Below are 17,689 nucleotides of genomic sequence, written 5' to 3'. Positions count from 1 at the left end.
CAACAGGGGGCGCCAATGCGCCCCCTGTGAGAAAACCTCTATCCTCAGTGCGGCCGATGCCGCCAGAGCCAAAGTAATGGTCCGGACAGCGCATAGGCCAGGAACAGCAACCACAGGAACAGAGCCGGGTTGGTGGCAATAACCGCAATCGCCAACACGATCAGAGCCAACTTCAGGAACTGTATACGCCCCTTAAAATCGACATCCTTGAAACTGTAGTACAGCACATTGCTGACCATCAGAACCCCCGCCAGCACAACATACGCAGCAAACGGATAGGCAAAGGCTTCGGGATCGATCTCGTTGCTACTGCAGAACCAGATCAGTCCCGCCACGGTCGCTGCTGCTGCCGGGCTCGGCAGCCCCATGAAATAGCGCTTATCCAACGAACCAATCTGTGTGTTAAAGCGCGCCAGACGCAACGCACCACCGGCGCAATAGATAAAAGCGGCCAGCCAGCCGATCTTGCCGATATCTTCAAGCACCCAGGTGAACGATACCAGCGCAGGTGCGACGCCAAATGACACCATATCGGACAGCGAATCGAACTCCGCCCCGAACTTGCTCTGAGTATTGGTCAGACGCGCAACCCGGCCATCGAGCCCATCGAACACCATCGCCAGAAAAATCGCGACAGCAGCAGCCTCAAATCGTCCACTCATACCCGCGATCACTGCATAGAAACCGGCAAACAGCGCACCGGTCGTAAACAGGTTGGGCAGCAGGTAGATACCGCGCGGCCGACGCGTTTCCTGCTCTTGGTCCTGATCACTCTCTGGATGTTGCTGATCACTCTGATCTGTCATAACGCTCTGTCTCTCCATAAGCGGGGAAGTCGCCGATATTCTACGCTACGCCTGCCTCAACGCCCACCCGCCCTAGAGGAAATAGCGTTGCAGAACGCAGCTCGTACGCACACCCAATTTAGCACGGTGCAGCGCGATGAAGCGCCCGGCACGCTCCCGCCCCCTATCTCTTAGCTGATAAAGAAATGCCCGGCTGGTATCCAGCTTGGTTGACCGGTGCAGAGACGCCAGAGTTTCATCCGGGCCGATCAAATGAAACCTCAGATAGCGAAAGCGGCGCTCTAGCGCCCCGAGCAGCCATGGCCGCTTGCGCATCTTCTGCTGCATCAGCACGATGGCACGCATCTCCCGCATAAAGGTGGTCAAAAAGCCAAGCTCCGCCACCCTGTCCGCAATACCCTGAGCCGTGGTCGGAACGCCACTCTTCTCCAGTGGCTGCAACAGAATCATCAGCAGGTCCCGTTGTCTGCCCTCCATCACCAGAGGGTAAAGCACCGGGTTTCCGGCAAAGCCGCCATCCCAGTAATAACGTCCGTCAATCTCCACCGCCTGATGCAGGTTCGGCAGGCAGGCCGACGCCAGCAGATGCTCGACCTGTAGCTCGGATTCACCAAACAGCCTCAATCGCCCGGTTTCAATCTCGGTGGCGGCTATATGCAGTTGAAATGGGCTGTGCCGGTTTAAGGCATCAAAATCGATCTGGCGTTCAAGAGCATCACGCAACGGATTGATATCAAAAGGATTCAAATCGTAGGGCGAGAGATGGCTGCTAAGATTCTGCCAGAACCTTCCCGCTGACCCTGCCATGCCAGCCGAAGCCACCTCCTCAGGCAGCATCAAATGGGTCCAGAAATTATGCAGCTGTTCCCGTGCCCCCTCCGCGCCGGCTTTGCGCCAGCCCTCTGCGAGCATAACCGCATTCATGGCCCCTGCACTGGTACCGCTTACCGCTTCGATGGCAAACCAGGGCTCTTCAAGCAAACGATCCAGAACACCCCAGGTAAACGCGCCGTGGGCACCTCCGCCCTGGAGGGCGAGATTAAGCTCGACCCGCTTCGACATAGCACACCTCCAATTTATTGTGCACTGCACAAAACAGTGTGCCAGTTTGCCCGCCCAGTCAAATGAAAGAATGGTGATAACAGCCCAAAACGCAAAAACCCGGCCGAAGCCGGGTTTTCAAACCGATACTGGGATCAGTTCTTTTCTTTGTCGACCAGCTTGTTAGCTGAGATCCACGGCATCATCGCACGCAGCTTCTCACCAACCTGCTCGATACCGTGTGCAGCGTTGTTACGACGGTATGCAGTCATGGACGGGTAGTTGGTAGCACCTTCAGAGATGAACATCTTGGCATATTCGCCGTTCTGGATGCGCTTCAGAGCATTGCGCATCGCAGCGCGAGACTCATCGTTAATCACTTCCGGACCGGTTACGTACTCACCATACTCCGCATTGTTGGAGATGGAGTAGTTCATGTTGGCGATACCGCCTTCGTACATCAGGTCGACGATCAGCTTGAGCTCGTGCAGACACTCGAAGTACGCCATTTCCGGCGCGTAGCCTGCTTCAACCAGAGTCTCGAAGCCCGCCTTGACCAGCTCGACACAGCCACCACACAGAACAGCCTGCTCACCGAAGAGGTCGGTTTCAGTCTCGTCTTTGAAAGTGGTTTCGATGATACCGGTACGGCCACCACCCACGCCTGATGCGTAAGACAGCGCTACGTTCTTCGCGTTACCGGAAGCATCCTGGTAGATCGCGATCAGGTCGGGGATACCACCGCCTTTGACGAACTCGGAACGTACAGTGTGACCCGGCGCCTTCGGCGCGATCATGATAACGTCCAGATCCTTGCGCGGAACAACCTGGTTGTAGTGGATAGAGAAGCCGTGAGCGAAGGCCAGAGTTGCACCCTGCTTGATGTTCGGCTCAATCTCAGTCTTGTACAGCTGGCCCTGGAACTCGTCCGGAGTCAGAATCATAACCAGATCGGCAGAAGCAACAGCATCAGCGACGTCAGCCACTTTCAGACCATGCGCTTCGGCCTTTGCGCGGGTAGCAGAGCCAGCACGCAGACCAACGGTAACGTCAACACCAGAATCTTTCAGGTTGCAGGCGTGAGCGTGGCCCTGAGAGCCGTAACCGATGATGGAAACTTTCTTGCCCTGGATGATCGACAGGTCGCAATCTTTATCGTAGTAAACTTGCATCTGAGTTCTCCGACTGGATCTCAAAACAGCGTTAATGGAATAGCCGAGGGGCACGCCTGCGCGTGCGATGGGTGAACCTTAGGCTATCCGTCACATTGCGTAAAATGATATATATGCAACGCAGTGTGCTAATATTTAAAACATCATGGATACCAAACCTTTACGCCTATTTCTCGCCCTTGCCGACAGCCTGCACTTTGGCCGCGCGGCCGATCTCTGCCATGTCAGCCCCTCCACTCTGAGCCGCTCTATCAAGCTGCTTGAGGAGGAGCTTGGCGTTGAACTGTTCGAGCGGGACAACCGAAGCGTGCGGCTGACCAGAGAAGGAGAGCGCTTTCAGGCTTATGCCCGCGACACGCTGACGCAGTGGGATCTGATCCGCAATTCACTGCTTGAGGATGCCAAGGAGCTGCACGGCGAGATCAGCGTGTACTGCTCGGTTACCGCAAGTTACAGCTTTCTGTACCAGATGCTGCGCAAATTTCGTCGTCAGTACCCACGAGTGGAGATAAAGCTGCATACGGGCGATCCGGAGCACGCCATCGGGCACGTCCTCTCCGGCCATGAGGAGATATCGATAGCGGCACGTCCCGACACACTGACCAAGGGCCTCGCCTTTCGCCCTATCGGTATAACACCTCTACTGTTCATCGCACCGCTGGAAGCGCAGGAGCAACTACCCACCAAGCTTCCATTCTCGCGCCAACAATGGCAGGAGATACCGCTGATCCTGTCCGAAAGCGGCGTGGCTCGAAATCGCGTCAACCAGTGGTTCAGTGAACGCGGCATCAAGCCCCGCATCTACGCTCAGGTTGCGGGCAACGAGGCTATCGTCAGTATGGTGAGCTTGGGTTTTGGAATCGGGGTGGTGCCACGCATCGTTCTCGAAAACAGCCCGCTGGCCGATAAAGTCCGCGTACTCGAGGTCCAGCCCGAGCTGGAACCTTACGAAATCGGGCTTTTTGCCCTCGAAAAGAAACTGCGCAGCCCCCTGATCAACGCCTTCTGGTCCCTATCCTAGAAAGCTACCCTTGAGTAACACCACCCTCTCAGCGGTGCCCTTTTGGAGCGTAGGGTGTACGACATCTTGCATCACCGAAAGGCCCTCCGGCCTTGACCCAAGCATCGCCCGGCGAATACTGCAGGCAAATCCGGTATTGGTCGACACGACTCTCCCACAGATACCAGGGTGCCGGAGCGGCGAAGGCCTGCACCACCCAGATAGTGAGCAGACAGGCAACAATAGCAATCGCTATCCGCATAAACACCTTGTTGGTCCCCGCTTCTATGACTCTCCGTTCTCTAGACTGAAAAGCGGATTCTTGGTTCCCTGCCCTCGCGTCCCCGTGCCACCTCTTACCCACTTTTCGGCGCGCACAAAAAAGCCGCCCAAAGGCGGCTTTCTAAGTGCAAGAGCGGCAGAACCCGTTAGAGGCTCAGCACCTTCTCGCCACGTGCGATGCCGGACACGCCCGAACGCACAACTTCCATGATGCTGGCCATGTTACCGAGCGATGCAATGAACGCATCGAGCTTATCCGATGCCCCGATCAGCTGAACCGTATAGGTGTTCGGCGTAACATCGATGATCTGACCCCGGAAAATATCGCAGGTACGCTTGATCTCCGCACGCATCTGGCCGTTGGCCTTGAGTTTGATCATCATCAGCTCACGCTCGATGTGATCGCCTTCGGAAAGATCAACCACCTTGACCACGTCAATCAGCTTGTTCAGCTGTTTGGTGATCTGCTCAACCACACGATCGTTGCCGATTGTGGTGACGGTCAGACGCGACAGGGTCGCATCTTCAGTCGGCGCCACAGTCAGCGACTCGATGTTGTAGTTACGCTGCGAGAAGAGTCCGACAACCCGCGACAGCGCACCCGGTTCGTTTTCCAACAGAACTGAAATGATATGACGCATGATCAGGTCCTCTCCGTCTTGCTCAGCCACATGTCACGCATTGAGCCTCGCGGCACCTGCATCGGGTAGACATGCTCATACGGGTCGACTGCGATATCCATGAAGACCAGTCGATCCTTCAATGCAAATGCTTCGCGCATCGCACCTTCAAGATCGGCGTACTTGTCGACCTTCATGCCGACATGACCATACGCCTCGACCAGCTTGACGAAGTCCGGCAGGGATTTCATGTAGGACTGCGAGTGACGTGACTCGTAGTTCATATCCTGCCACTGTCGCACCATACCCAGAGACTGGTTGTTCAGGCAGAGGATCTTCACCGGAATATCGTACTGCTTGCAGGTGGAGAGCTCCTGGATGTTCATCTGGATACTGCCCTCACCGGTTACGCAGGCAACATCCGCATCCGGGAAGTTCATCTTCACGCCCATCGCCGCCGGGAAACCGAAACCCATGGTGCCGAGGCCACCGGAGTTGATCCAGCGATTCGGCTTGTTGAACTTGTAATACTGCGCCGCGAACATCTGATGCTGACCTACGTCGGAACAGACAAAGGCATCACCGTTGGTGACCTTGCTCAGCATCTCGATGACCTGCTGCGGCTTCATCAGTTCGGAGTCGTCGGTACGGTAGTGACCGCCATGACGGCCGCGCCACTCGTCGATCTGCTTCCACCAGCTATCGATGGCCGCCGCATCGGGCTTCTTGGTGCTCTCTTTAACCAGAGACACCATCTCTTCGAGCACCACCTTGGAGGGTCCGACGATCGGTACATCAGCGCGTATGGTCTTGGAGATCGAAGCCGGGTCGATATCGATATGGATGATACGTGCGGTCGGACAGAACTTATCGGTGGCGTTAGTGACGCGGTCATCAAAACGCGCACCGACGGCCAGGATCAGGTCGGCATGGTGCATCGCCATGTTGGCTTCGTAGCTACCGTGCATCCCCAGCATACCGAGGAACTGACGGTCGGTACCCGGATAGCCGCCAAGCCCCATCAGGGTATTGGTGACCGGGAAATTCAGCAGTTTCGCCAGTTCGGTCAGTTCAGCGCTGGCATCGCCAATGACAATACCGCCACCGGTGTAGATGACCGGGCGACGCGCCTGCAGCAACATATCCACAGCCTTGCGAATCTGCCCGCTGTGGCCGCGGCTGATCGGGTTATAGGAGCGCAGCTTGACCGACTTCGGATACTCATACGGGAAGCGATCGGTCGGCGTGGTCATATCCTTGGGGATATCCACGACAACAGGACCCGGACGGCCACTCTGAGCGATATAGAATGCCTTCTTGATCGTCGACGGAATATCTTCAGCCCGCTGAACGCTGAAGTTGTGCTTCACTATCGGACGGGAGATACCGAGCATGTCGGTTTCCTGGAAGGCGTCTTCGCCGATCAGGTGACTCATGACCTGGCCGGTGATCACCACCATCGGGATAGAGTCGGTAAAGGCGGTTGCGATACCCGTTACGGCATTGGTAGCCCCAGGTCCTGAGGTGACCAGCGCAACGCCGGCCTTTCCGGTCGCGCGCGCATAGGCATCAGCCATATGGGTGGCAGCCTGCTCATGGCGCACCAGGACATGCTGAACATCGTCCTGCTGAAACAGCGCGTCATACACATGCAGAAGCGCGCCGCCCGGATAGCCGTAGATGTACTTGACGCCCTCATCACGAAGGGCGCGTACTACCATTTCTGCGCCTGAAAGTTGTTCCACGTTATTACCCTCTACTCAGCACCGACAACCCAGTGTGCCGGTGGTAAACAGTTCAAGTTAAGTGCTTCTGAACCCACACCCGTAACCCCGGCGTTGGTGACGCCGTCACGGACACGATCCGATCAGTTCGGATACCCATCTGAATGAGCGGTGGATTCGGAGCAGACCGGAGCAAGGATCACTTCGCTTGGTCTTATCTGTTCTGAGCCCTAAGCCGGGTACTGCTTAATTAGCCACATACAATGCGCCTGTGGACGGGGGTTTCCTGCGCCACAGGCCAAAAAGAGCCCGACATTTTCGCACTTAGCTATATTTTGATCAACCGGACAGGCTGTTTTATGACGCAAAAACAGACCTATAGGCAGCTTAAAGCGCTCGGGTTATAGTGAGCGGCATAAGGCGACAAGGAGTAGCACTGATGAAAGTATCCGAGATCAAGAACAAAGAGCGCGTCATCGACGAGCTGATGCTGTTTATTCGCAAGGTGATCAACGAGCCGGAAATCTGCGATATTGCCAAGCAGATAGCCCGCAAGCATATCAATGAAAAGGACGTGGATCAGCTGATCGCCGACGAGCTCTCAAACACGACCAACGTGAAGATTGCCATCGAAAAGAGCGACGCCGACCTGCTGTTTCTGGAACTGCTCAAGGATCTGGTACGCGACGAAAAGGCTCTTTACTGAGCCTTTTCAGAAACCTGCCATTTATTCCGGTGCCACGACCCACTCGCACAGCACAGAGCCGGGCGTATCACACCCCAACCCCTGAGCCAGCAACGGCACAGCCTGCTCAAGCTGCTGGTCGAGCTGCCAGGGCGGATTGACCACCAACATCCCGGCCCCGTACATACCGCCGCTATCCTCGGGTGCCACTTTCAGCTCACTGCGCAGAACTGCCCCCTGAGCCTCAGCCTTAACGCCCTCAATCAGGCCCTGCCAGCGGTTGGCGGCCAGCAACGGATACCAGATGGCAAATATGCCGGTGGGCCAGCGCCGCTGGGCCTTTGCCAGAAAACGCACGACCTGCGCGTACTCTTCCTTGACCTCATATGAGGGATCGATCAGCACCATCCCGCGGCGCGGCGTTGGCGGCAACAACGCACCAACGCCCTCGTAGCCATCCCGGTGATGCACAGCAACCCGTGCATCGCGCTCGAATACACAGCGTAGCGCTTCAACCTCTGTCGGGTGCAGCTCCATCAGCCGGATACGATCGTCATCACGGGCCATACCCGCGGCGATAGTGGGCGACCCCGGATAGTGCTGCAAAGCGCCACCGCTATTCACCCGTTTAACCTGCTCCAGATACAGGCGCAAGGGTTCAGGCCACTCTGTTTCCCAGACTCGCGCAATCCCTTGGCGGTACTCCCCTGTCTTCTGCGCTTGCGCATCATCCAGATCGTAGAGCGCCCTGCCGCTATGCGTTTCGAGGTAACTCCAGGGCTTGGCTTTGCGATTGAGGGAATCAAGCAGCAGGGTCAGAACAAGATGCTTGTGGAGATCGGCAAAATTGCCGGCATGGAAGCCGTGCTGATAGCTGAGCATGAAAACAGGTCCGGTAACAGGAAAACGGTACCGCGTCAGTAAATACGCGGTACTTGGAGGTGAGGAAACACAGTCGCCAAACCGGTCGCGATCTCTTTCAGACGCGGCCAGCTTTCCTCGTACAATACGGTATCACCCGATTCGGCATAGGCACCCATCAAGCCGGGCATACCGCTATAGGGCTGATAGAGCGATCCGTTGGTCTGGCCACTGCACTCAAAATGGCCTGGGCCGGTTTTTGAAAACGCCCAGCCGGTGCCACCCCATACAGGAGGCTGATCGGCCCCCTCAACCAGGCAGATGCGTGCGTGCTTGAGCACCAGTGCATAGCCGGGCTGCCCGTTGCGCACCACATCAAAGGCATTCATCACCGCACCCGGTGATACCGACAGGGTAACCAGCGCCCAGCGTTTCTCATCAAGATTGCGCATCGTCACCACCACCTGCTGTTCATTGGGCGAATGGATCGCCCCACCGACGCGGTAATCACGACTCATCGGCAGCGGGTTGGACATCCGGTAAAGCGGTGCGCCCAGATAGTGTGAAATTAATGACAATGCCAGTTGTTGTTCGGCGCCATAGCCGCCGAGCCGGGACACATTAAGTGCCTTTGGCGTTACAGAATCCTGAGGTTTCACAGGCTCCGGCGGTTTGCCCGCACAGCCGGCCAACAAGGCGGCCACGACCGCCGCGCCAAGCAACGGCCTGAACAATCTCTTCACCGACATGCGGCGACTCCTTAGCGTACGCTGGCTATATATTTGGATAGATGCGCCATCTTGTCGGGGTCATCGTCGGCAAACTGCACCCTCACCTCCACATAGGGTGAGTCCATCCTCGCCTCGGTTGCCTGCACAGACAGCACAAAACCGTTTATACGGGCAACAGAATCGCCGGAAAGTTGCTCGATATCGACCACAACCTGCTCAAGCAGTACAGGAAAAACGTGTTCGTTCTTGATCACCACCTTCACTTCACGCAGCGTCAAGTCCTTGATCGCGCACTTGAAGGTCTGATCGCTGCAACGCAGTTGCGCCAGCCCCTTGGGCTTGGGCATCGACTTCGCAGCGGGCTCCTTGCGGGATTTATCCTCCTGCAACAGCTTGGCCGCCCGTTCCTGCTGCTCCAGACTCAAACGCCCGCCTTTACCCAGAGCCTTGACGATTTTCTGTACCAACTGCTCGCTGGTAAACGGCTTACCCAGGTAATCGTTTACCCCGGCCTGAATCGCCTTGAGCACGTATTCACGCTCACCACGACTGGTCACCATGAGGAACGGCACCGTGTTGTATTCGGGACGGCTCCGGGTCCACTGCAACAGTTCGAGGCCGCTCATTTGCGGCATCTCCCAGTCGCACAGGATGAGGTCATACTGGCGTGCCTGCATCGCTTTCACCGCATCCCGGCCATTCTCGAACGCATCAACAACGCTTTCGGGAAAGGCATCACGCACCATCGACGTCACCCGTTCACGGATAAACCGGGCGTCATCGACTACCAGCACTTTAAGTTTGCTCATCAGATCAATCTATATCCGTTTGATAGCGAATTGTGACACTGTCCCATAATCGGCGCGTTGACTGAAGCCCCCGCCCCGCATGCCGCAATTTCCTGCGGCCGGCAGTTGATCAATATTCGATTCTGACACAGGCTGCCGCGCGTTTCGCCTTGGCTATTGCTTCATCGATCGACTCGGCGCATGCCAGCGCCACACCCAGGCGGCGACTCCCGGCAATTTCAGGCTTGCCGAAAAGGCGCAACTGGGTATCGGATTGCGCCAGCGCCTCGGCGATACCCGCAAAACGCAGATTCACTGAGTGCCCCTCACCCAGGATAACAGCCGACGCACTGGCACCACGCTGACGGATCGGCCCGACAGGCAGCCCGAGAATTGCGCGCACATGCAGTGCGAATTCGGACAGGTCCTGGGAGATCAGCGTCACCAGACCGGTATCATGCGGACGGGGCGAAACCTCGCTGAACCACACTTCATCGCCTTTGACGAACAGCTCAACGCCGTAGATACCGAACCCCGCCAAATTCTCGACAACCGCCCGGGCAACGTCTTGAGCACGCTCCAGCGCCAACGGCGACATTGCCTGCGGCTGCCAGGACTCGCGATAGTCCCCCCCCTCCTGACGATGTCCTATCGGTGCGCAGAATTGGATACCGTCGACGGCATTAACGGTCAGCAACGTGATCTCATAATCGAAGTCTATAAAACCTTCGACAATCACCCGCCCCTGACCCGCTCGACCGCCCGCCTGAGCATACTCCCAGGCTGTCTGGATATCGGTATCTTCGCGCACCAGCGACTGCCCCTTGCCTGAGGAGCTCATAACCGGTTTGACGACGCAGGGTAGACCAATCTCGACAACAGCCGCCCTGTATTCGTGCTCAGTGTCGGCAAAACGGTAGGGCGATGTCGGCAAGCCCAACTCCTCAGCCGCCAGACGGCGAATCCCCTCTCGATCCATGGTCAGTCGGGCCGCGCGGGCCGTCGGTACCACCTTGAACCCTTCACCTTCGAGCTCCAGCAGGGTTTGGGTCGCCAGCGCCTCAATCTCCGGCACGATGAGGTCAGGCTTTTCCAGCTCGATCACGCGGCGAAGCGCTGCACCATCGAGCATATTGATTGTATGACTGCGGTGGGCGACTTGCATCGCCGGGGCATTGTCATAGCGGTCAACGGCGATAACCTCGATACCAAAACGCTGGAGTTCAATCACCACCTCTTTGCCCAACTCTCCACAACCGCAGAGCATGACACGAGTAGCACCCAGGGTGAGGGCTGTTCCCAACATGGTTGTATCCTTTTCATGGCAAGCTGAAATTGGGCGCTATTGTAACAGCGATGAACATAAAAAAAGGTGCCCGAAAGCACCTTCATCATCCCAGCTGCCAGCTCCAACTAGCAGCAGTGCACTGCGTGCTTAATGCTTCATCAGCTGTTCCAGCACCACGGAATACTCTGCAAGGTCAGCATCATAGTAGACACCATAAAAGGCCGGATAGCTAAAATGTGCAGCGTATTCAGGCGGCTGTTTCACTGGCATGGAGACCTGCGGGTGGGCCTGCAGAAAAGCGTGGGTCATCATCGGCTCCATAAAGATGATGTCGCCATCGTAGAATCCGTAGATAAAGGTTTGAGTGAACGCTTTGCCCTGAAACTCATCGCTACCGGGGTCGATCGCGTGGGCTCCCATTCGCGGCACTTCCGTGCCTTCGGGCAGTACGTAGTCCACTGGCATATAGCTAGGCTCCGGCGCTTTGCGGGCTCTGGCAAGATCATCCCCCGTCGCTGTAATGGCGTTACGCTTTGCATCATCGATTACAAAAAAGTGGAAATCAAAATGCGGCAGGTCGTACACCCCCGGCGGAATATGCCCCTGGGGGTTCCAATCCAGCGTCACATGGTTATACCCGGATACCGAAGCCTCTGGTGGCAGGCTGAGCAGATACTCGGCTTCCCCGTGCTCGGCATGCTCAGGCAAACCGGACAAAGCCGTTTCGCTAAACCGCACACCCAGATTGGTGGCCTCACCCGTTTCATCCAGCGTGACAAACGTCCATGCCTGCCCCTGACCAACATCCACCGGGGGCCCGTTGTACGTGCCCGCTCGAGACGCCGTGCGTGATTCATACGCACAGCCAACACCCATCGCGGCCAAACCACATATCAACAGAACCTTGGAAACTATCGTTTGAGCCTTTAAATGACGGAACATAGGGGACCTCCCTGCTCCAATAAAGGTGACCGCTGGGCAGACCTGCACCTTGGTCGGGCTCAGTAAGCATGGGTCGGCGCGCTGCTTTTTTCCAGAGCAGCCCAGCGCCAATCGAGAGCGGGCACCTTCGATCGATTGCCACCCCTTGGCACCATCGCTTTGGCCCTCGCGGCGAAACCCGACTAGAGTTGATGGGTACCATCTAACCCAACCACGTAAAATAGGGATATTCACACGATGAAACGAACACTCATTACGGCGGGCTTCTGCGCGCTTATCAGTACGTTCAGCTTCGCCGAAACACCCTCTCCGGACGGTGCTGAGGTGTACATCATATCCCCGGCGGACGGTGCGACGGTTCCGAAAACCTTTACCGTACAGTTCGGGCTCAAGGGAATGGGTATCGCACCTGCCGGTACTGAAAAGGAAAACACAGGACACCACCATCTGATGATCGATGGCAAACAGGCGCCCGCCATGGGAAGCCCGATGGGCAAAGAGGTCAAACACTTCGGTGGCGGACAGACCGAAACCACTCTGACACTGGAACCAGGCCCGCACACGCTGCAGCTGATTATGGGTGACATGGCCCATATGCCTCACCACCCACCGGTCATGTCAAAGCCGATCACGGTTACTGTGGAGTAACCGGCCCGCTAAAAGACTGAAGCAGTGGCCGAATGCTCGATTCAGCCGGCTTCGGTCTATCCAGGCAAATCAGCCCACCAATCTACCTAGAAAAAAGGTAATAACTACACAAACAACCCGTTATACAGATTTCCATACTGGTTCTACAGTGTCCCTATTGGTTATTCATCGTGAAGGGAAAGAGACAATGGCAAGCGTGGTCAAAGAAACCGTTACCCGTGTACACCACTGGAATGACACCCTGTTTTCAATTCGTACCAGCCGTGGTCAGTCACTGCGTTTCGAAAACGGCCACTTTGTCATGCTCGGTCTCGAAGTTGACGGCCTTCCCCTGATGCGCGCCTATAGCATCGCCAGTGCCAACTATGAAGAGGAACTGGAGTTTTTCAGCATCAAGGTGCCCGATGGCCCTCTCACGTCCCGCCTGCAGAATATTCAGGTAGGGGACGAAGTGCTTGTCAGTACCAAGCCCACCGGCACACTGGTCAGCGGACATCTGCTCGATGGTAAACATCTGTATCTGCTCAGCACGGGCACCGGTCTAGCGCCGTTCATGAGCATCATCAAGGATCCCGAGATCTACGAGCAGTTCGACAAGGTGATCCTGGTTCATGGCGTTCGCCATGTATCGGAACTGGCTTACCGTGAGTTCATCGAGCGGGAACTCCCCGACAATGAACTGTTTGGCGAGCTGGTACGCGAGAAGCTGATCTACTACCCCACGGTTACCCGCGAAGCGTTCACCAACAACGGTCGACTGACCGATCTGATGCTCTCCGGTCGCCTGTTTCGGGACATCGGTCTGCCCACGCCGAACAGGGATGATGACCGTTTCATGATCTGCGGCAGCCCCAGCATGCTAAAGGACACCTGCGCCATTCTGGATGAGTGGGGCTTCGAGGAGTCGCGCCACGGCGAACGGTCCCACTATGTGATCGAGCGCGCATTCGTCGAGCGCTGATACCCTGCGCCCTCAGGCGGCGGTCAATACCCCCTAACGACCGCCCGCTACTTCCAGTATGGATCCGGTGACATAGGACGCCTCGTCGGACAGTAACCAGGCGATGGCGTTTGCAACCTCATCGGGCTGACCTCCGCGCTTCATCGGCAGCATCGGCCCTATCCGGTCGACACGTCCCGGCTCACCGCCATCGGCATGAATGTCGGTGTAGATAAGCCCCGGACTCACCGCATTGACGCGCACACCCTGTCCCGCCAGCTCAGTCGCCAGCCCCTTGGTGAGAGACTCGACGGCGCCCTTGGACGCGGCGTAGTCGACATATTCAAACGGTGCCCCCAGACGCGCGGCAACCGAAGACAGATTCACGATCGCGCCACCGAATGAGAAACGCCGGGCCGCCTCACGGCAGCAGAGAAAACAGCTGGTCACATTAGCCTGCATCACGCGTGTGAAACGCTCGACATCGACATCCGCGAGTCTCGACTGGGTAAATAGAACCCCGACATTATTCACCAGGTGCGTTACGGGCCCCAGCCTGTGCGATACATCATCAAACAGACGCACCACTTCAGACTCGTCCGACACATCCGCCTGTAGCGCTACGGCGCGTCCTCCCTGCGCCGTTATAGCGTCCACAACCGCCTGTGCCTGCTCTTTACGCTCTCGATAGTTGACGCAAACCCCATACCCTTGAGCCGCCAGCAATTTTGCGGTCGAGGCGCCAATGCCACGGCTTGCACCGGTTACGATTACCACCTTGCTCATCACGACTCTCCCTTTCTTTTTTTGCGAGACGGCATCTCATCATAGGCCGGCAGACTGTCCGGATCGGTAAACCACACCGCCCGGGAGGCACAGAAAATGCTCTGCGAAGGCCGCAACTCCGGATCGGCATCGAGCGTCCCTGCCGGTACGACAACAGCCTTTCCCGTCTGTGCCTGCCACGGCAAGGAAGAGCCGCAGCAGCGGCAGAACGCCGTCGCAAAGTGCTTGGCCTCTGGCAGCGCAAAGCGGGCGACATGCACCTCCCCTTTCGTCCACCTGAACTGATCAGGGGCGACGAACATGTTGGCCGAGAAGGCTCCACCGGTGAACTTGCGACAGCGAGAACAGTGGCAGTACTGAAAAATACCGAGGTGACCGGTGATCTCGTATTGGACGCTGCCACATAAGCAACTGCCCGCAACCCTGTAGTCAGACATGTCTACTCCCCTGCGCTGTATTGGTCTTTTTCTCATTCTGGTTGGCAATACAGTCTGACGGCAAGTCGGGACCGGTCGATTTTCGCCGCAACCCCCCCCAGCGCCAGTTCGATCAGACCTTCACATAATTTATCGTTTTACGATAATTTTTTATTGACCTGAAATATATACAAGACTATCTTAAGCGCCATATGCACAACCAAGACAATCAATCATGCACAGCGACAACACATCGACAGCGATCAAAAAAACGGCGTTCTGGCTGAATCTGCTCATCCTTGGCACATTGGCGCTGTCACTGGGCGAGATGATGTTTACCTTTGCCAGCGACATCCCTGTCACACTGTCGATCAATGGTGAATTCTGGACACGCCCTATCTCGGGCTTTGAAGCAGGTGACAGAGTCGTCCTCGTGACGCTGATCAGCCTTGGCAAACTGCTCTGGATAGGAGTGCTCTATCAGTTCTGGACGTTGTGCAGCCTGTACAAGCGCAACCAGATCTTTACCGTAGCTAACGCGCGATGCTTCAAACATACAGGTGTGATACTGGTGATGATCGCAGTTGTCGAGGTCGCCCTTGTACCTGCTATCGGTGGCTACCTGATGTACCGCGCGATCATCCCGAAAATGCCGGATATCAAGTACGCTTTGCTGTTCAATCTGGACACACTAGTCCCCGGCGTTTTTTTCTGGCTCATCGCCAGGATCATGGAGTGTGCAGCCGCGATGAAGGATGAATCAGAACTAACGATATGAAGACAACTGGTAATTAAGAGATTATGCCGATCATCGTGAATCTCGACGTCATGCTCGCCAAGCGAAAGATGCGCCTCTCGGAACTGTCCGAACGCATCGACATTACCCTTGCGAACCTGTCGATACTCAAAACCGGAAAAGCAAAAGCCATTCGTTTTTCCACGCTGGAAAAACTGTGTGAAGTTCTTGAGTGCCAGCCCGCTGACATTCTCGAATATAAACCTGATGCAGATGGAAACGAGGATATTGAATCCGATTAAACGCTAAAACCCACCCTTGATATAAAGGACTACCATGAAACTCCACACACTACTTCTCATACCCGCAGTCATGGGCATGGGGGCGCTCCCCCTCGCCTCACAGGCAGCCGAAGACAGCTTCTACGCAGGCGGCGCTTTGGTTAACTCAGGCTATGTGGTAGACGACGGCGACTTCACAAAAGAGCGCGATACGTCGACCACGTCGGTCGGTGTATACGTCGGCTACAAACAGTTCTTGAGCGGCGGCTTCTTTGGCGCTGGCGAGGCGTTCTACCACGACACCTCCCAGAGCAACAGCTACGGTAACGGCGACCGGGTCAATGTCGAATCCCAATATGGCATCAAAGGCCATTTGGGTTACGAGTGGAACTCTGGATTCTCGCTGTACGGTATCGCCGGCGTCGCCAACCTTGAGTACGACGTCAGACTTAACGACGAAAAAGCCGACAACAGCGGTTTCTCCGCAATATACGGAGCCGGCGCGGCGTATCGTATCAACCAACAGCTGTCGACCAACTTCGAAGTGATCAGCGCCTCTGACGAGATCGACATCGCGGGTGACAAGGACAAATCCGCATCCCTGATGAGTCTGAGATTAGGGGTTTCTTACCACTTCTAGTCGGACCTCGCGCGATGAAGATGAACCAGACAAGCGGTAACGTCCTGAATCCGCACCGGAGCGCTCGCGACCTTTAAGCGGCATCCATCCGGCCACTAGGACTCCGGACTCACACGTTTCGAACCGACATTTGCACACCGAGCGCGAGTAGAGCGATTCTACCCCGATAGGCGGTGAGGGATTCGTGCGTCCGAAATTTACGCAAACCGTATTTAACGGTTCAGCCAAGTCGATATATCACATGCTCACAAGCCGCGTCTGACGCGGCTTTTTTATTCACTTTCACACTCGTGCATCTTCGCCTCACAGACACCGCTTCACTCACCAGAGTCAACCAACGAACACATTTCGCACCATATTAGTGCATATGCAAACACTGACACACGACTCCCGTGTAACCCAACCGCACAATCACCCTTATTTACATGAAATATTTCATCTAAACCGACCAGAATCACCAGCAAACAAACCAGACCAAAACAGTATATATTTTAGATAAAACCAGCTTTATTTACCGCATAATCGCAAATTATAGAGATTTAAAGCTAAATAATTAGCAATAAAAAGATTATTAATTCGGCGTCCAAAAAAGCGATCAATAAGGTGAAAAAAACTCAAATTAACGTGTACTAATAGTCGTTTGTTTTACGCACAAGTAAGGAGCATCATCCGCATCAAAGTTGGGCACACACCAACACTAACGAATGAATATAGAGTGATATCCGCGCGATCGCGATATCGCTTAAGCGAGGTTCCTCAGATGTCTACTTACGATCTATACCTGCGCGGCGACAGCAAAATTCGCCTACTTGACGTTAAGTCTCTCTTCAAAGCATTCGATGCAGAGCACCCGGTTGTCGTGCTTGGCCGAGCCCTGAGCGCGCGCCTGACCGAGCGGAAATACCGCAAGACTCTGAGCAGCCTGCTCAAGTACGACGATCACGTTCTGGACGATATCGGCATGACTCGCGGTGAGCTGCTCATGGCACTTGAACTGCCGCTGAGCACCAGCGCCAAGATGGCCCTGAGCCAGTGGCGTGAAGAGCGTCGGATCACAGGCTAAGCCCCGATCCGAAAGACACAGCAGCCCGCCTAACGCTACGGGCTGCTGAACGTCTCGACTTACTTAAGTTTTCAAGCACCTCTCGGAACACCTGCACGCCTGAAGTCTGGCTCCAACCTCAGGGTTCACACAGACTTTTCCGCCCCCCCCTGTACGCCCATACTGCTATCAGTCGGCCAACACCTCTGTACTGATGGTTCGATCGCCCTCTAGTTCAAAGCCATCCCGTGAGTTCATGT

Annotated in this window: 21 protein-coding genes; 8 read left to right on the top strand and 13 right to left on the bottom strand. The window is 55.9% G+C overall.

Annotated features, from left to right (window positions below; genetic code table 11):
* Nucleotides 1–44 precede the first annotated feature (44 nt).
* From pssA to ilvC, 3 genes are all read right to left on the bottom strand, one after another.
* Nucleotides 45–806, bottom strand: coding sequence for a CDP-diacylglycerol--serine O-phosphatidyltransferase (pssA, locus tag ADIMK_RS14685; RefSeq protein WP_036189796.1), 762 nt, complete (start codon nucleotides 804–806; stop codon nucleotides 45–47).
* A 72-nt stretch (nucleotides 807–878) separates the two neighbouring features.
* Nucleotides 879–1,868, bottom strand: coding sequence for a patatin-like phospholipase family protein (locus ADIMK_RS14680; protein ID WP_036189794.1), 990 nt, complete (start codon nucleotides 1,866–1,868; stop codon nucleotides 879–881).
* Nucleotides 1,869–2,002: 134 nt separating this feature from the next.
* Nucleotides 2,003–3,019: a ketol-acid reductoisomerase gene (gene ilvC / locus ADIMK_RS14675; RefSeq protein WP_036189792.1), complete on the bottom strand. Its 1,017-nt coding sequence runs from the start codon at nucleotides 3,017–3,019 to the stop codon at nucleotides 2,003–2,005.
* Nucleotides 3,020–3,164: 145 nt separating this feature from the next.
* Here ilvC and ilvY point away from each other — a divergent pair, with 145 nt between their 5' ends.
* On the top strand, nucleotides 3,165–4,040 hold the full coding sequence (gene ilvY, locus ADIMK_RS14670; RefSeq protein ID WP_036189790.1) for an HTH-type transcriptional activator IlvY: 876 nt from the start codon (nucleotides 3,165–3,167) through the stop codon (nucleotides 4,038–4,040).
* Between the two features lie 28 nt (nucleotides 4,041–4,068).
* On the opposite strand, the gene ADIMK_RS21755 is transcribed toward ilvY, so the two are convergent.
* From ADIMK_RS21755 to ADIMK_RS14660, 3 genes are all read right to left on the bottom strand, one after another.
* The gene (locus tag ADIMK_RS21755; protein ID WP_197027541.1) at nucleotides 4,069–4,287 is read right to left on the bottom strand and encodes a hypothetical protein; all 219 of its coding nucleotides are present in this window, start codon (nucleotides 4,285–4,287) and stop codon (nucleotides 4,069–4,071) included.
* Between the two features lie 160 nt (nucleotides 4,288–4,447).
* Nucleotides 4,448–4,942, bottom strand: a complete 495-nt coding sequence (ilvN, locus tag ADIMK_RS14665; protein WP_036189789.1) for an acetolactate synthase small subunit — start codon at nucleotides 4,940–4,942, stop codon at nucleotides 4,448–4,450.
* A 2-nt stretch (nucleotides 4,943–4,944) separates the two neighbouring features.
* Nucleotides 4,945–6,666 carry an acetolactate synthase 3 large subunit gene (locus tag ADIMK_RS14660; protein ID WP_036189787.1) on the bottom strand — a complete coding sequence of 574 codons (1,722 nt, stop codon included), beginning with the start codon at nucleotides 6,664–6,666 and terminating at the stop codon, nucleotides 4,945–4,947.
* Nucleotides 6,667–7,084: 418 nt separating this feature from the next.
* Here ADIMK_RS14660 and ADIMK_RS14655 point away from each other — a divergent pair, with 418 nt between their 5' ends.
* The gene (locus ADIMK_RS14655; protein WP_036189785.1) at nucleotides 7,085–7,351 is read left to right on the top strand and encodes a hypothetical protein; all 267 of its coding nucleotides are present in this window, start codon (nucleotides 7,085–7,087) and stop codon (nucleotides 7,349–7,351) included.
* Nucleotides 7,352–7,372: 21 nt separating this feature from the next.
* Here the strand turns inward: ADIMK_RS14655 and ADIMK_RS14650 are convergent, their stop codons facing one another.
* The 5 genes from ADIMK_RS14650 to ADIMK_RS14630 form a co-directional block, all read right to left on the bottom strand.
* On the bottom strand, nucleotides 7,373–8,212 hold the full coding sequence (locus ADIMK_RS14650) for a 23S rRNA (adenine(2030)-N(6))-methyltransferase RlmJ (RefSeq protein WP_036189782.1): 840 nt from the start codon (nucleotides 8,210–8,212) through the stop codon (nucleotides 7,373–7,375).
* Nucleotides 8,213–8,247: 35 nt separating this feature from the next.
* Nucleotides 8,248–8,940 carry a hypothetical protein gene (locus ADIMK_RS14645; RefSeq protein ID WP_036189780.1) on the bottom strand — a complete coding sequence of 231 codons (693 nt, stop codon included), beginning with the start codon at nucleotides 8,938–8,940 and terminating at the stop codon, nucleotides 8,248–8,250.
* Between the two features lie 11 nt (nucleotides 8,941–8,951).
* A complete protein-coding gene (locus tag ADIMK_RS14640) occupies nucleotides 8,952–9,731 on the bottom strand; it encodes a response regulator (protein ID WP_036189778.1) in 780 nt (259 codons plus the stop codon).
* A gap of 109 nt (nucleotides 9,732–9,840) precedes the next feature.
* Complete coding sequence (gene purT, locus ADIMK_RS14635) at nucleotides 9,841–11,016, bottom strand: formate-dependent phosphoribosylglycinamide formyltransferase (RefSeq protein ID WP_036189776.1); 1,176 nt, start codon at nucleotides 11,014–11,016, stop codon at nucleotides 9,841–9,843.
* 129 nt (nucleotides 11,017–11,145) lie between these two features.
* Nucleotides 11,146–11,940 carry a DUF5602 domain-containing protein gene (locus ADIMK_RS14630; RefSeq protein ID WP_156042937.1) on the bottom strand — a complete coding sequence of 265 codons (795 nt, stop codon included), beginning with the start codon at nucleotides 11,938–11,940 and terminating at the stop codon, nucleotides 11,146–11,148.
* A gap of 237 nt (nucleotides 11,941–12,177) precedes the next feature.
* Here ADIMK_RS14630 and ADIMK_RS14625 point away from each other — a divergent pair, with 237 nt between their 5' ends.
* Both ADIMK_RS14625 and ADIMK_RS14620 read left to right on the top strand, forming a co-directional pair.
* Nucleotides 12,178–12,588, top strand: a complete 411-nt coding sequence (locus ADIMK_RS14625; RefSeq protein WP_036189774.1) for a DUF4399 domain-containing protein — start codon at nucleotides 12,178–12,180, stop codon at nucleotides 12,586–12,588.
* A 187-nt stretch (nucleotides 12,589–12,775) separates the two neighbouring features.
* Nucleotides 12,776–13,549 (top strand): ferredoxin--NADP reductase, encoded by a 774-nt coding sequence (locus ADIMK_RS14620; protein WP_036189772.1) that lies wholly within the window; start codon nucleotides 12,776–12,778, stop codon nucleotides 13,547–13,549.
* 33 nt (nucleotides 13,550–13,582) lie between these two features.
* Here the strand turns inward: ADIMK_RS14620 and ADIMK_RS14615 are convergent, their stop codons facing one another.
* Both ADIMK_RS14615 and ADIMK_RS14610 read right to left on the bottom strand, forming a co-directional pair.
* Complete coding sequence (locus ADIMK_RS14615; RefSeq protein WP_036189770.1) at nucleotides 13,583–14,314, bottom strand: glucose 1-dehydrogenase; 732 nt, start codon at nucleotides 14,312–14,314, stop codon at nucleotides 13,583–13,585.
* Nucleotides 14,314–14,751, bottom strand: a complete 438-nt coding sequence (locus ADIMK_RS14610) for a GFA family protein (RefSeq protein ID WP_036189768.1) — start codon at nucleotides 14,749–14,751, stop codon at nucleotides 14,314–14,316. Before ADIMK_RS14610 ends, ADIMK_RS14615 begins: the two co-directional genes overlap by 1 nt.
* 214 nt (nucleotides 14,752–14,965) lie before the next feature.
* On the opposite strand from ADIMK_RS14610, the gene ADIMK_RS14605 reads away from it, so the two are divergent.
* The 4 genes from ADIMK_RS14605 (at nucleotide 14,966) to ADIMK_RS14590 (ending at nucleotide 17,450) form a co-directional block, all read left to right on the top strand.
* Nucleotides 14,966–15,508 (top strand): DUF2975 domain-containing protein, encoded by a 543-nt coding sequence (locus tag ADIMK_RS14605; RefSeq protein ID WP_036189766.1) that lies wholly within the window; start codon nucleotides 14,966–14,968, stop codon nucleotides 15,506–15,508.
* 23 nt (nucleotides 15,509–15,531) lie between these two features.
* On the top strand, nucleotides 15,532–15,768 hold the full coding sequence (locus ADIMK_RS14600; RefSeq protein WP_036189765.1) for a helix-turn-helix domain-containing protein: 237 nt from the start codon (nucleotides 15,532–15,534) through the stop codon (nucleotides 15,766–15,768).
* Nucleotides 15,769–15,802: 34 nt separating this feature from the next.
* Nucleotides 15,803–16,387 carry an outer membrane protein gene (locus ADIMK_RS14595; RefSeq protein WP_081849802.1) on the top strand — a complete coding sequence of 195 codons (585 nt, stop codon included), beginning with the start codon at nucleotides 15,803–15,805 and terminating at the stop codon, nucleotides 16,385–16,387.
* Nucleotides 16,388–17,147: 760 nt separating this feature from the next.
* A complete protein-coding gene (locus ADIMK_RS14590) occupies nucleotides 17,148–17,450 on the top strand; it encodes a YjiS-like domain-containing protein (protein ID WP_036189761.1) in 303 nt (100 codons plus the stop codon).
* Nucleotides 17,451–17,689 lie beyond the last annotated feature (239 nt).

The organism is Marinobacterium lacunae (assembly GCF_000705555.1).
Lineage (GTDB): Bacteria > Pseudomonadota > Gammaproteobacteria > Pseudomonadales > Balneatricaceae > Marinobacterium_D > Marinobacterium_D lacunae.
The sequence above is the reverse complement of the archived record's forward strand: the minus strand, read 5'-3'. Positions and strand labels throughout refer to the sequence as shown.